At 48.1% G+C, this 13,620-nt stretch carries 11 protein-coding genes and 1 pseudogene; 2 read left to right on the forward strand and 10 right to left on the reverse strand.

The window, feature by feature from the left end; all coding sequences use genetic code 11:
• Positions 1 to 9 precede the first annotated feature (9 nt).
• The 9 genes from rfbD to B3729_RS19420 form a co-directional block, all read right to left on the reverse strand.
• A complete protein-coding gene (gene rfbD, locus B3729_RS19380) occupies positions 10 to 939 on the reverse strand; it encodes a dTDP-4-dehydrorhamnose reductase (RefSeq protein WP_010797916.1) in 930 nt (309 codons plus the stop codon).
• Positions 936 to 1,472, reverse strand: coding sequence for a dTDP-4-dehydrorhamnose 3,5-epimerase (rfbC, locus tag B3729_RS19385; RefSeq protein ID WP_010797915.1), 537 nt, complete (start codon positions 1,470 to 1,472; stop codon positions 936 to 938). The genes rfbD and rfbC overlap by 4 nt, the downstream gene beginning before the upstream one ends.
• A complete protein-coding gene (gene rfbA, locus B3729_RS19390) occupies positions 1,472 to 2,353 on the reverse strand; it encodes a glucose-1-phosphate thymidylyltransferase RfbA (RefSeq protein WP_010797914.1) in 882 nt (293 codons plus the stop codon). Before rfbA ends, rfbC begins: the two co-directional genes overlap by 1 nt.
• 62 nt (positions 2,354 to 2,415) lie before the next feature.
• Positions 2,416 to 3,480, reverse strand: coding sequence for a dTDP-glucose 4,6-dehydratase (rfbB, locus tag B3729_RS19395; RefSeq protein ID WP_074825235.1), 1,065 nt, complete (start codon positions 3,478 to 3,480; stop codon positions 2,416 to 2,418).
• A 340-nt stretch (positions 3,481 to 3,820) separates the two neighbouring features.
• The gene (locus B3729_RS19400; protein WP_286788733.1) at positions 3,821 to 5,809 is read right to left on the reverse strand and encodes a polysaccharide biosynthesis protein; all 1,989 of its coding nucleotides are present in this window, start codon (positions 5,807 to 5,809) and stop codon (positions 3,821 to 3,823) included.
• Between the two features lie 43 nt (positions 5,810 to 5,852).
• Positions 5,853 to 6,872 carry an MraY family glycosyltransferase gene (locus tag B3729_RS19405; protein ID WP_286788734.1) on the reverse strand — a complete coding sequence of 340 codons (1,020 nt, stop codon included), beginning with the start codon at positions 6,870 to 6,872 and terminating at the stop codon, positions 5,853 to 5,855.
• Positions 6,872 to 7,831, reverse strand: coding sequence for a UDP-glucose 4-epimerase family protein (locus tag B3729_RS19410; RefSeq protein ID WP_010797910.1), 960 nt, complete (start codon positions 7,829 to 7,831; stop codon positions 6,872 to 6,874). Before B3729_RS19410 ends, B3729_RS19405 begins: the two co-directional genes overlap by 1 nt.
• Positions 7,832 to 8,716 (reverse strand): glycosyltransferase, encoded by an 885-nt coding sequence (locus B3729_RS19415; protein WP_286788735.1) that lies wholly within the window; start codon positions 8,714 to 8,716, stop codon positions 7,832 to 7,834.
• 16 nt (positions 8,717 to 8,732) lie between these two features.
• Positions 8,733 to 9,638, reverse strand: a complete 906-nt coding sequence (locus tag B3729_RS19420) for a glycosyltransferase family 2 protein (protein WP_286788736.1) — start codon at positions 9,636 to 9,638, stop codon at positions 8,733 to 8,735.
• 1,031 nt (positions 9,639 to 10,669) lie between these two features.
• Here B3729_RS19420 and B3729_RS19425 point away from each other — a divergent pair.
• Positions 10,670 to 11,944, forward strand: coding sequence for a rhamnan synthesis F family protein (locus B3729_RS19425; RefSeq protein ID WP_286788737.1), 1,275 nt, complete (start codon positions 10,670 to 10,672; stop codon positions 11,942 to 11,944).
• Positions 11,941 to 12,165: a hypothetical protein gene (locus B3729_RS19430; protein ID WP_010797905.1), complete on the forward strand. Its 225-nt coding sequence runs from the start codon at positions 11,941 to 11,943 to the stop codon at positions 12,163 to 12,165. The genes B3729_RS19425 and B3729_RS19430 overlap by 4 nt, the downstream gene beginning before the upstream one ends.
• A gap of 472 nt (positions 12,166 to 12,637) precedes the next feature.
• Here the strand turns inward: B3729_RS19430 and B3729_RS19435 are convergent.
• A pseudogene (locus tag B3729_RS19435) lies at positions 12,638 to 13,476 on the reverse strand (IS5 family transposase).
• Positions 13,477 to 13,620: the final 144 nt, after the last annotated feature.

The following is a 13,620-nucleotide window of genomic DNA, read 5'->3' on the forward strand; positions in this document are numbered from 1 at the left end:
TTATTAACATTACGCACTGACCTGATTGGGTGCATTCTTTGCATGAGCAGCGGTTGCAGCTATTAATGCATCAAGGGAGTCATTAACCCCTGTCTTCCAATCGCTCGGGTCAACACCAAACCGTTTCTTGAGTAGCGTGCTGTCTAGTACCGAATAGGAAGGACGACGCGCTGGGGTAGGAAAATCAGCAGTCGTAATCCCGTTTACCTTGGGAAGCTTATTGATAATTCCCTTCTCAAGCGCAACATCAAGAATATACCGCGCGAACCCACACCAGGTAACAGCATCGCTGCCCCCATAGTGATAAAGACCAAATAACTGGGAGTCATCAATAGTAGCGATACGATGAGCCACCAACAGTAAAGCATCGGCAATATGCCCTGCGTAAGTGGGCGTCCCTTGCTGGTCGTCCACCACTTGTAGCTTGTCTCGCTCCGAGGCCAGGCGGAGCATGGTTTTCATGAAGTTATTTCCATGCTCGCTAAACACCCAAGCCGTTCTCATGATGACATGATTCGGACAGGCATCCTGAATACGGTACTCACCTTCCAACTTGGTCGCCCCGTATACACCTGACGGCCCCACGGGGTCATCAGGTGTATATGGAACAGAAGCATCACCCGAAAATACATAGTCGGTAGAAATATGTAATATTGAACAGCCGTGCTCATGGCAAAGCTTGGCTAACGTAGCAGGACCCTTGATATTAGCGCGTGCCGCTACATCAGGCTCCATTTCCGCCTTGTCCACTGAGGTATAAGCTGCAGCGTTTATCAGCACAGATGGCTTGAAACGCTGCAGGTGCTCGGCCACAGAGCGCTCATCTGCAATGTCCAACGTGGCACGACCATGCGCCTCCCACGCCAAGTCACTGCGCTTCAAGCGATCAATCAGGCATTGTCCTACCTGACCATTTCCCCCTGCGACCATGACTCTCATTTATAAAGCTCCACCAAGCGTAGGCCTTGAGCATCCTTGGCTGACAACTGAGGATCAGAGATCTTCCAGTCAATACCCAGATCAGGATCATTCCAGATCAAGCATCCCTCGGCGGAAGGATCATAATAGTCAGTACATTTGTATTCAAAATCCGCTGTCTCAGAAAGTACAACGAAACCATGAGCAAGCCCTGGCGGGATCCAAAGCTGCCGCTTGTTGTCCTCAGAAAGGATTTCCGCAACCCAGCGACCAAACGTAGGCGAGTCTTGACGGATATCAACAGCCACATCCAACACTTCGCCCTTTACGCAACGAACGAGCTTGCCTTGCGGACGGCTGCGCTGAAAATGCAGGCCACGTAATACACCTCTCGTTGAGCGTGAATGATTGTCCTGCACAAAAGGCAATGTTATGCCTGCCAGCTCTGCATAGCGATCGGCTTGAAACGTTTCTAGAAAGAATCCCCGCGAGTCGCCAAAGACTCGCGGTTGAATGATCTTTACGTCTGCAATGATCGTATCGATCACTTCCATCATCGATCTCCTGCAATCAAGCGGGCCAGATATTGACCATAGCCTGTCTTGCTCAAGGCCTCGGCCTGCAGTGCTACCTGCTCGCGAGTAACCCACCCCTTCTGAAAGGCAATCTCTTCAAGGCAGGCAACCTTGAGACCCTGACGCTTTTCAATGGTCTGGACAAAATGCCCAGCCTCTAGCAACGCATCATGAGTCCCGGTATCAAGCCAAGCGAAGCCGCGGCCAAGAACGGAAACATTCAGATCGCCGCGACGCAAATACTCATTATTGACATCAGTAATTTCAAGCTCACCGCGCGGTGACGGCTTGATATTGGCTGCAATCTCAAGTACGTCGTTATCGTAGAAGTAAAGACCAGTCACTGCATAGTTGGACTTAGGCTTTTTAGGCTTCTCTTCGATGCTGATGGCTTTGCCATTTTCATCGAATTCAACGACACCGAAACGCTCTGGATCAGCAGTGTAATAACCAAATACCGTTGCGCCTTGTTCACGGGACGCAGCGTTTATAAGCGTTTCGCTGAAATGCTGACCATAAAATATGTTGTCACCCAGAACAAGACAGACATTATCCTGACCAACAAACTCGGATCCAATTATAAACGCCTGAGCTAGTCCATCGGGACTTGGCTGCTCCGCATAACTAAGTTCGATACCATATTGACTACCATCACCCAGCATGCGCTTGAAACCTGGCAAGTCTGTCGGTGTAGAAATTATGAGAATCTCCCGAATACCGGCCAGCATTAACACCGACAAAGGATAATAAATCATCGGCTTATCGTAGACAGGCAGTGACTGCTTCGAAACACCTAGTGTGATGGGGTGCAAACGGGTTCCAGAACCGCCCGCCAACAATATCCCTTTATACTTTTTCATTACGCGTCCCTCTCAATCGATATAGGCTTAAGGATCTAAATACAAATAACCCTGGCTGAAAATTAAACAGCTTCACCCAATCGCTCGAGACGGTAAGCACCAGAAAGAACGCGCTGCCACCAGGAACGGTTGTTGAGGTACCACTGAACAGTCTTACGAAGCCCTGTTTCAAAGCTTTCCTGCGGAACCCAACCAAGCTCCGACTCAATTTTGCTGGCATCAATCGCATAGCGTAGGTCATGGCCTGGGCGGTCTTTCACGAAAGTAATCAAGTCGCGGTAGGCTGTGATACCAGCTGGCTTTTCAGGCGCCAACTCTTCGAGCAAATCACAAATAGCTTCTACCACTTCCAGGTTACGCTTTTCGTTATGTCCGCCAATATTATAGGTCTCACCTATAACACCCTTGGTTACAACGGTGTAGAGCGCACGGGCATGGTCTTCAACGAATAGCCAATCGCGGATCTGCGAGCCGTCACCATATACGGGTAACTGCTTGCCATGCATGGCGTTCAGAATAACGTGAGGAATCAATTTTTCCGGGAAGTGGAACGGTCCGTAGTTATTCGAACAATTAGTGATCAGCACCGGCAATCCATAGGTGCGCCCCCATGCGCGTACCAGATGATCGCTGCCCGCCTTGCTGGCTGAATAGGGAGAGCTTGGCGCATAAGGTGTCGTTTCGGTAAACAAGTCGTCCGTGCCATGCAGATCCCCGAACACCTCATCTGTGGAAATATGATGGAAGCGGAACGCTTCTTTCCGGTCGGCATTGAGTCCAGACCAATAGGCACGAGCCACTTCTAGAATAGTTCCGGTCCCCAAAACGTTGGTCCGAATGAACTCAGCCGGCCCCTCGATAGAGCGATCCACATGTGACTCGGCAGCAAGGTGCATCACCGCATCGGGCTGAAATGAATCGAAGACAGTTTTTAGGGCAGGTGCATCGCAGATGTCGACCTGATGAAACTCATACCGATCAGATGACGCGACCTCATTTAGCGACTCAAGGTTGCCTGCGTAAGTCAGTTTGTCGACGTTTGCCACATGGCAATTCGTCTCGTTGATCAAAAAACGGACCACTGCAGAACCAATGAAACCCGCACCACCAGTTACCAGCACTTTCATCCTGAACCTGCCTTTTTAAACGCCTGCGCCAGTTAGCAAAACGCGCAAGGCACAGCTAAAAAATCATAAATTCCTGTTAAGCAGCCAATACAGCTCAACAGGCGTCTCGTTCCCTAGATTTAGAACGCAAGCCCTAAGGCTGATGAATAGCACCACCCGCCATCAAGACCTGACTTAAACAGCTTTGACTTAGAAAAGTTTCCACGAAGAAAGAAAAACTTAACTCAATGTGCTCATCATCAAAAATTTCTCTGAAAGATTCTTAATTGCATCTACGCTGATCTATATTCTATTTTACGTGCTTAATAAAGGCGAAAGGATGGTTAACACGAGCTACTTATTATCTGTCCCGACGGCTTTGTACGTATAACCAATCGACGATTTCGCCCTGCGGTACATATCCCGCTACGGTTTCGCGCAATAGCTGCCTAATGCGAGAATAATCATCTGCCTGCACCGCTGACTTTAGATCAGCCAGCACTAGCTTGAAGGCATCCCAAGACACGAAATCCTCACTGGCCCGCATGATCATTGGATGCTCTGTAGGCAAGACGTTGTCACCAATCAACAGCTCCTCGTAGAGCTTCTCCCCCGGGCGCAGACCAGTGAACTCAATGGCAATATCTCCGTGGGGATTTTTCTCCGAACGGACTGTCATGCCCGAGAGGTTGATCATCTTTTCCGCCAGCTCCACGATCTTGACTGGCTCACCCATATCAAGTACGAATACATCCCCTCCCGCACCCATGGACCCCGCCTGAATGACGAGCTGAGCCGCCTCGGAAATGGTCATGAAAAAACGAGTAATGCCAGGATGCGTCACGGTTACCGGACCGCCCTTGCGAATCTGAGCGCGAAACAGCGGTATTACAGAGCCAGAGGATCCCAAGACGTTACCGAAACGAACCATGGTAAAGCGCGTCTTATTGACACGATGAATTCCACCTTGCTCACCAAACAGCGTTGGAGCAGATTCTTGACTCAAGGCCTGTAGCACCATTTCTGCAAGCCGCTTGCTACTCCCCATCACATTCGTCGGTCGTACAGCCTTATCCGTGGAGACTAAAACAAAGTGCTCGATACCTGCCTGAATGGCCGCCTCGGCAGTATTAACGGTACCAAATACATTGTTCAGCACGCCTTCGACAATATTGTGCTCAACTATAGGAACATGCTTGTACGCAGCGGCATGATAAATAGTATTGACTTTCCATGACCTCAAAATGTGCAGCAAGTGTTTGTTGTTACGCACCGATCCTAGAATCGGAACCAGAGAAATGGGCAAGGATTCGCGCTCTATAGCGCCCGCCAACTCCTGATGAATGCTATAGAGATTAAACTCCGAGTGATCAAATAGAATTAGCCCTAATGGACCCTGGCCCATAATCTGGCGGCATAGTTCGGAGCCAATCGATCCACCCGCTCCGGTGACTAAAACAACCTTACCGCGAATACAACGCTCAAAAAGCGCCTGGTTCGGTGCAACCTGGTCCCGTCCAAGCAAGTCTGCAATATCAACTTCCTGAATATCCTCGACCTTGACTTTGCCGCTAGCCAGATCGGTAATACCCGGAACAGTACGAACATGCAAAGGGTAAGGTTCCAGCTGAGCCAATACCTCACGCCGGCGAGCACGTGAAGATGAAGGGATAGCTAACAATACCTCTTCCGCCCCGGTTTCATTGAGCATCTGCTGAATATGTTTAGGGCGGTAAACTTTAAGTCCAGCAATAACACGACAGGCAATACTCTTGTCGTCATCGATGAACGCAACAGGTCGCATTGCACGCCCCGCACGGAGCGCAGCGACTAACTGATTACCAGCCGAGCCAGCCCCATAAATCGCGACCCTAGGCAGTCCAGTCTGCTGGCGCATAAAGGGAACACTGGTCAATGCCGCATACCAATCGCCGAGAAAGTACTGTCTAATGGCCAAGCGTAGCCCGCCAATCATGAACAAGCTCAACCACCAGAAGTTGAAGATCATCGACCTTGGAACAATCTCGGGCTTGTCCTGATACCAGTAGATCACCAGGGACAACACTAACACCGAAAGCGTAACAGCTTTGGCAATAGCCATCATTGCGTCATACCCCAAGTAACGCATGACTGCACGGTACATACCAAAGCGGATGAACAGTGGAATACATATTACTGGAGCCGAAGCAAACAGCCAGGCGTGACCACTAAAGGGCTCGATACTTTCAGAGGTTCCGAGACGTATGAAGAAGGCGAGCCATAAGGCGACCCAGATCAGAATCAGATCTGTAGCTATTTGAACAATACGCTTTTTACGACGACTTAGGCTGACTAATCGCTCGCGTAGCATAACTACAGCTCCCTCAAATCTTCACCAATCCTACCAATATGATCTATCGAGAGCTTTCCGGCCTTCCTGCCTCATAACGAACGGCAAGATAGATCAAGGGAACGTAGGCAACAGCAACGCCTATAACTCCCGATAGATAACCTGTACCAACCAAAAGTGCCGTAGGTATAAGCAAAATAGTATTGATTAACAGAACGGCCAACGTGACGGGGCGATGCCCATTGTGAAAGCGCGCAGCAGATTGGTATGCGTGACTTCTATGAGCCTCATAAACCTTTTCGCCTCTAAGCAAGCGACGAAACAGCGTAAAGGAAGCATCCGTCACAAATACACCTAATAAGATAATCCATGCCACAAAAAAAGCCGGATCAAGCCGTGCAGCCAGGATAGAAAGACATCCTAAAATGATTCCTAAAAACCCACTGCCCGCGTCCCCCATGAAAATTCTAGCGGGCGGAAAATTCAGAATCAAAAAGCCTAAGACGGCAGCCACTAACAGCAACGGGAGCCATGCAATGGCACCGTGTCCGGTAATCCAGAATAGAGCGGCACCGCCTGCTCCTACGCAAATCGCCTCGACACTTGCAATGCCATCGATCCCATCCATGAAATTATAGAGATTAAGCAGCCAGACCAGATAAAACAACGCAAACGCGTTGCCCAACCAGCCAAAATTAATAGCCGTATTATTAATCATGACCGTTGGAAATCCTTGCAACCACCAGAGCCCCCAAGCAGCGCAAGCAAAATGCCCGAGCAGCCTCCACCTGGCCGAAATATGACCATGGTCATCAATAAAACCAATTAGAGCAACGCCACATGCCGCACCGAGCAACGCGACAAGATCAGTCCAATAGAGATTGGCGCCAATAAATTGCCAGACCAAGGTAGCGATAGAAAACACGATAACTATAGCTAAGCCACCACCCCGGGGCGTAGGAATAGAGTGAGAGCTGCGCACACTAGGAATATCCATAAGATGTCCCTTTAACGCATAACGCCGAACGTAGTGTGTCATAGCCCAAGACGCGACGACCGTGCAGACAGCCAAAAATAGCGTCATCAGCTTTCCTTGCTTCTCAAAAAATCAATTGCAGTAGCTTGGAGAGCATCGTTCACAGCTACAGGCGGCCGCCAACCGGTGATATCAAGGTTCTTGGAAATATCGACTTGCAGGGAACGGCACACTCGCTGAGATAACGCACCCTTCCCAAGAAGGGTTGCACCAACCTCTACCAATCCTCGAGGTACAGGAATCAACCTTATGGGACGCTCTAAAAATCGGGCTAGGCGCTTAAGCAGCTCAGTAGTAGAAAGGTCTTCTCCATCACTCACCATAAAGGTCTGACCGGCAGCAGCCGGATGAAAAAGGCATGTTGAAATGAAATCCACCAAGTTGTTGACCGAAACCAGGCTGCGACGATTATCGATAGCACCCAACGGCAATGGAATGCCTTTGTCTAACCAACGTAGCATAGTAAGAAAATTGGCTTTTACGCCTGGCCCATATACCAGTACCGGACGAATAATGGTGACCTCCATTACTCCATTTCTTGCCAGCTCCATGAGCTGCTGTTCGGCAGTCCATTTTGAAATGGCATAGGCATCGGAAGGCTGGGGTGCGTCTAAGGGAGAAAAAGGTTGTTCGGGTACCGTCTCGTCACCGTTGACCTTTACCGAGCTGACAAAGACAAACCGACGCACCCCATGGGCAGCCGCCAGACGCGCAAGCTTCATCGTTCCGTCGACATTTACCCGCTGGTACTCACCCAGCCCCTGCCCTGGCTTTTCGTGCATGGCATGAACCTTAGCAGCGCAATGGACGACACTCTCGACACGGTGGCGTCGAAAAGCACTAGCATCCAGACTTGTAAAATCTGCTTGACAGGGCTGTACAAGATCGCTTGCAGTCTCGATTGTCATACGAGACATCGCCACAACCTCATGTCCCTGCTGATTTAACGCCGAGACAAGATTAGAGCCTACAAAACCGGCTGCCCCGGTTACCAGAACTCTAGCCATCTACCGGTACAGCCCTAGCAATATGAAGAGAGCTAAAGCGATCCGATCCGTTAGCTTCCGCCTGGTCTTATTGACCTCAACCAGCAAACGAATCGCGCTTAAACGTTCTTTCTTTAAGATGATATGGGCGATACCCGGGGTATCTTCTAGACCAAGACAGCGGATGATCTTCCGCGACTCGTCTCGGTACCACCCACCTTTTATGCGCCTGATTCGGCTCAAGGCTGAGCGGACACCTACATTGGCTCCCACAACATTACCTCCATGCTGTCTGTACAGAACAGAAGGCCACGGATCGATATACCATTGCGCCTCAGAGCTACGACCATACGCGTAAATGAGCCAATCATGAAGCGCGACCTCATTGACAGCCGACCAATTTTCTTCCATGAACGCTTGTAAACGCTGAGCAAAGGCCCTACCCATCACGTAGGAACATCCGGGACCAGCCGCCTCAAAAAGATAATCATAAGCGCGCATTGGCTGCGCCTTATCCAGGAGACGTTGCCGACCATCCTCCCAAAATGCCATGACATTACCCGAATAGACCTCAGCTTGCCGTTCGATCAGTACTTGGTGAGCTCTAATCAATTTATTCTCAAGCCAGATATCGTCTTGGTCAGCCAAGGCTAGATAGTCAAATCCAGAAATGTCTATATCGCGTATCAAGCGATAGAAGTTCTTGGCTGCCCCACCAAACCGCTCGATCTGTGGCAAAACACATATGCGAGAATTTTTAGAGGCAAGCGAAAGTACATGCTCATATGTTTCATCAGACGAGACGTCGACACTGATAAATACGACGACATCTACACTCCGCTGCTCGAGAATACTGGAGAGCTGGTCGTCAATCCAAAGCATGCCGTTGTAAGCCGCAAGCGCCACGGCGAACCGTGGCCGCCTAAGCATCATTTACAAACCGCCTACTTGCACATAATTTCAGGCCATCGAGCAGCCCTTTGACTCCCGCCCTGGCATAGGCGAGCCGACTGCCTTTTTGCGTTGCAACAAGTATTAGTTGGTGGCATATCCCTTGCACTCCTTCCTTAACAATTAAAAGGATGGGAATATGCTTCAGCCTCGCAAGGATAAAAACATTACGTAGACGGTAATAACGGCGGAACGGTGAATGGACAGGCACTTTCCAGCGACCAAAGGACAAGGTGTCGTCCCCAATTTTGTGCTCCATCAGGGCATCGGGGACTACAAAAATCTCGTACCCCTTCGCGACGGCACGCAGGCACCACTCCGTATCAACATAATCAATAAACAGTGCCTGCTGTAATAAACCCACATCATTCAGAACATGAACAGGGACCAAAGTGCCTGAAGAAATACAACAAGATACCTGTATAGGTTCAGAGGCGCTTGATGGAATGATTTTCCGCACCAAACCTAATTTATCGATCCGAATAACGGGATAGTAGAAACCAAGCTCGGAGTCCCGATAAATTGGACCGACAGCGCCAACTCGATGTCTAACCGATAGCCTATCGAACTCTTGGCTAAGCGAAGCGATCATACCTTCAGGCACCACGCTGTCCTGATCGAAAAAAATAATCCCGTCAGCGCCTGCCACTATTGCTTTTTGAATACCGATATTCTGAGCCTTGGCAATACCTACATTGCTCTCACATTGATGAACTTGCGCGATTTCAGAAAGTTCATCGATTTCCTCGACGCCAAGCGATGCATTATCCACAAGCATGACAGCATGAACTTGACGAGCAATTAGCTTCAGCTGCCTGCAGAGGGCTACCATGTCGGGATGATACGTAACAACGACCGCAACTATTACTCTCAGCATCATCCTGACCTAAATTTTCCGTCCACCCTAATGCCCGGGCCATATCTGTATTGCTGCCCTTTGATAGAGAAAAGCGTGAATTGTTCCGAGCAAAGCCAGCCGTAAAAGCCATGACCGGCTCGAAGCTAACAAGCGCAACCCATCAGCCATAACCGAGGAGGGGTATGAACTATCAGGTTTTCTTACTAATGATGAAAAGCAAGTCTGAAGATTGGAGAGACTAACCAAACTCCGGCAAGAAAATTATTCAAAAAGGGTGACCGACACCTTGCTAGTGAGAACTGCGACACGTTTTTTTGTTTTTGCTCGCACCTTTTCACTATCTGCGCCTAATAGATGCTCTGCCGTCCAGCCAGTTGGTGCGACACTAGACCGGCTTCCAATCAAGTGATGCTGTAAGCTAAACATCTATATTTGTTTGATAACTCCAGTAACAGAGTTTGCTAGGAACAATCTTAACTGGTCTCTCGGTCACAAAACTCATGCCCAATAATGAGGATGGTACTAACTCAATGCATCTAGACAATTCTTCAGCACTCAACGATATCTATTCATCGATTAAATGTTCATCACCTATCGGCCTTCTAGGATGGCAGGCTGTAAGACAGCGCTACAAGGGATCTGCGCTAGGTCCATTCTGGCTAACAATTAGTATGGGCGTGATGACCGGCACCATGGGACTGGCCTTCGGCAATATTTAGGCCGGAAATTCTGCTCATGGATGAATGGCTTTCGGCAGAGGACGAAGGCTTCTAACATAAGGGGAGGCAAGAATCAAGGAAATAATCAACGCCAACAAGATTCTGGTCATAGCCAGGTATTCGCGGGAGCTAATTGAAAAAGTATGCAACCGTGCCATCTGGTTGGAGCATGGAACAGTAAAGATGATTAGATCTGCAAAAGATGTTACAGAAGCATATTTCAGCTGAATGAATGCCATGCCTCTAGCAGAAAAACCCTGCTCGTTATCAGTTAACATAATTTCTATAAATATTAGGCTATACAGCAGTCAACCAGGACGGATGTATTAAATGCGACTCTTAAGCAAAATTTTAAACACGCTGGTATTTCAAGCAGCAAATAACTACTTAAAGCTTCAATCGTATCAGAACTGGAAAAAGTCAAAAAAATTCAAAGAACAAATTATTTTAGACAAGCCTTATGAAGGGCAAAAAATAATGCTCCTCGCACTATACGAGAAAGGCATTCTAAGAAATGACGTCATTGGCCTTCTTCAAAGCGCGAAGAAACAAGGCATATATACGATCTGTGTTAACACACTAAAACTAACCAGTATAGAAAAGCACAAAGACATCATTGATTGCTACATTGACAAGCATAACTACGGCCGGGACTTCGGCAGTTATAAAACTGGTTTTGAGCACCTTTTCAGGAGAGGCATGCAGAAAGACTGCCCTCGCCTTCTTATGATCAATGACAGCATATTTTTCAGCTCCAAGCACATCGATAAATTCTTGGAGGAAATGTTTGAGAGCAAAATAGAAGCACTGGGTGCAACTGAAAACTTTGAAATAGAGCATCATCTTGGCTCATTCTGTATAGCCCTTGATAAAAAGATACTCAATAACGAAGTATTTCAAAATTATTGGAAGAACTACGAGCTGACCGATGTACGACCAGATGTCATCAAGCGCGGGGAAATGGTGTTTTCCAAGACATTAAAGCGAGTGGTGACGTCACCTGATCAGTTCAAGGCGCTGTACGACTCAACACGTATTGCCAAAGTCCTAGAAACTCACACAGACCTAATCGACAGCCTGGTTACGCTATCCAGAGCATCCGAGCTTTTACCCTGGCCCACGTATTCTTCAGGTATCATGGTAAAAGGGCTTACAAAAAAATATCTTTATAGCAACCATAAGCTGATGCGCTTGTGGGGCAAAGACGTTAAAAGCAATGAGATTGAAGATTTTGGGATGAACTTCGTTATGTCTACTAGATCCTTAGCAGGCTTTGTTTATAAGCATTTGGAAGATGTAGACCTAACATACGATGACGTTTATAAAACCATCTGTATAGAAGCGATAGCCCACTTTGTCGAAACATTCTCCAGAGGCTCACAGATTCATCAAAATAATATCTTTCTGCATCATATTGGTATGCCACTGATAAAGCTTGACGGGCTTTATCGAGGAATGTTTATCGCCCGCGATGTTGAAAGCCTCGCTCAGGATCTAGACGGTCACCAAGTAGACGAATTTAGGCAGCTTATGTATTCACGCCCGTTTGGCGGGAACGTATTGTTCGGCTGGAAGCGTGCCGCATTTTATAGAGGCCTGATATGAAATTCAAAAATACATTTATTCATATTGGAATGGATAAAACTGGCAGCTCTCACCTTCAGAGCTGCTTCCAACAATTGGAGCTGAGCGGCACGTTCGAAAACATGATTTATCCTGTAAATATAGCTGGTGGCGACTTTCAAACGATACGAGGCGGTAATGCGTTAGACTTGGCGATGTCATTGTCTATGGCTGCCCCAAAGCGTTCTGCAAAGCGCGTATAAAAGCCAAAATCAAACAGTGATTAAGTAGAGCTAGCAGTGAAAAGGATCAACTGCTGCTGTCTTGTGAACATTTTTCCTCTGTAGAAAAGGAGCTCCCTAGCCGAACCCTTATGCACGCTAAAGCAGTACAGTTCTAATATTTCGCTTATTATTGTAGCCAGGTCCATAAGCGAACTGACTTATTCAAGTTATAACCAGTACATTAAAAGGCATGCAGCCACCTATGATATAATTAGTTTCTGAATGAATTCTACCTAGCAATAGCCAAAACCCTAAAAAAATTGGACACTGGAACTCAAGACATTTATGTACTGCTGTACAAAAAATGGGCTTCTTGGTGACTTTATTTACTAAAAAATTTATTGAAATAGGCGGAGCTTAATAATTTAATTGCGAACAGACCGCTAGATTTATGAAAACACGCCTTATCTAGAAAAGATAAAAAATGACAGCCGCGCCATCAATGCCTCTACTAGGTTCTGTCTGAAACAGATTTTCTCAAGCAAATCCGTATGCAGGCTAGAGAAATCATGGCTTCGAAGCTGCTGGTGAGTTTCTCGAAACGGGTGGCTATTCGGCGATGCTCCTTAAGCCAGCTAAAGAGCTTTTCAATCGCATTGCGTTTGCAATAGGCCGGTCGGTCAAAGAGTCTGGGCAGGCCTTTCTTGGGACGACGATGCATCTGGCGTAACGGGATGATGGGCTTGATCCTGAAGCGATCACAGTACTGACGCAGCGCCTCGCTGTCATAACCCTTGTCAGCCAGAACCGTACGGCACCGTTTGATCGGTCGACCTAGTGAAGACGGCAGGCAAACCTTGTCCAAGACAGTTGAAAAGTAGCGGCTATCGGAGTGATGTCCAGGCGAAACCGTTAAGCTTAAGGGGATGCCTTGTGTATCACACACCAGATGGAGCTTGCTGGTCAGGCCACCGTGGCTGCGTCCCAGCGTTTGGTCACCCCTTTTTTAGCGGCACCCGAAGCCGCACGCGTTGCACGGATGGAGCTTGAGTCAACCATCCAGGTGTTGAGGTCAATACGACCGTCCTGCCTCAAGCTTAAATGAAGCCGTTTGAGCAGGGCCGTAAATAAAGAGCGGTCTCGCCAGGTACGGAAACGGTGATAGACCGTTTGCCAGGCTCCAAAGTGATCGGGCAAATCACGCCACTTAGCTCCTGAACATAGTACCCAAAAGATGCCATTAAGCATCAGGCGATCATCCTTGCGATGCCGCCCCCGTTGCTGCCTGTAAGAAATCAGATCGCTGATCCGCTCCCATGATTGATCGTCCAACTCGTAGCGCCCTGTCATCTCTGATCTCCGCCTAGAAAAGACATCACAGAGTAGCAAACCGATTTTTCAGACAGAGAGTAGACAGAATGAAAAAATAGAGCTAGCAGCCTTCAAAAAAGAAAATAATTGAATTCCTAACAGCAACTTTGGAAAGCGGACACC

The organism is Pseudomonas sp. UBA3149 (assembly GCF_002364655.1).
Classification (GTDB): Bacteria; Pseudomonadota; Gammaproteobacteria; order Pseudomonadales; family Pseudomonadaceae; genus Chryseomonas; species Chryseomonas luteola.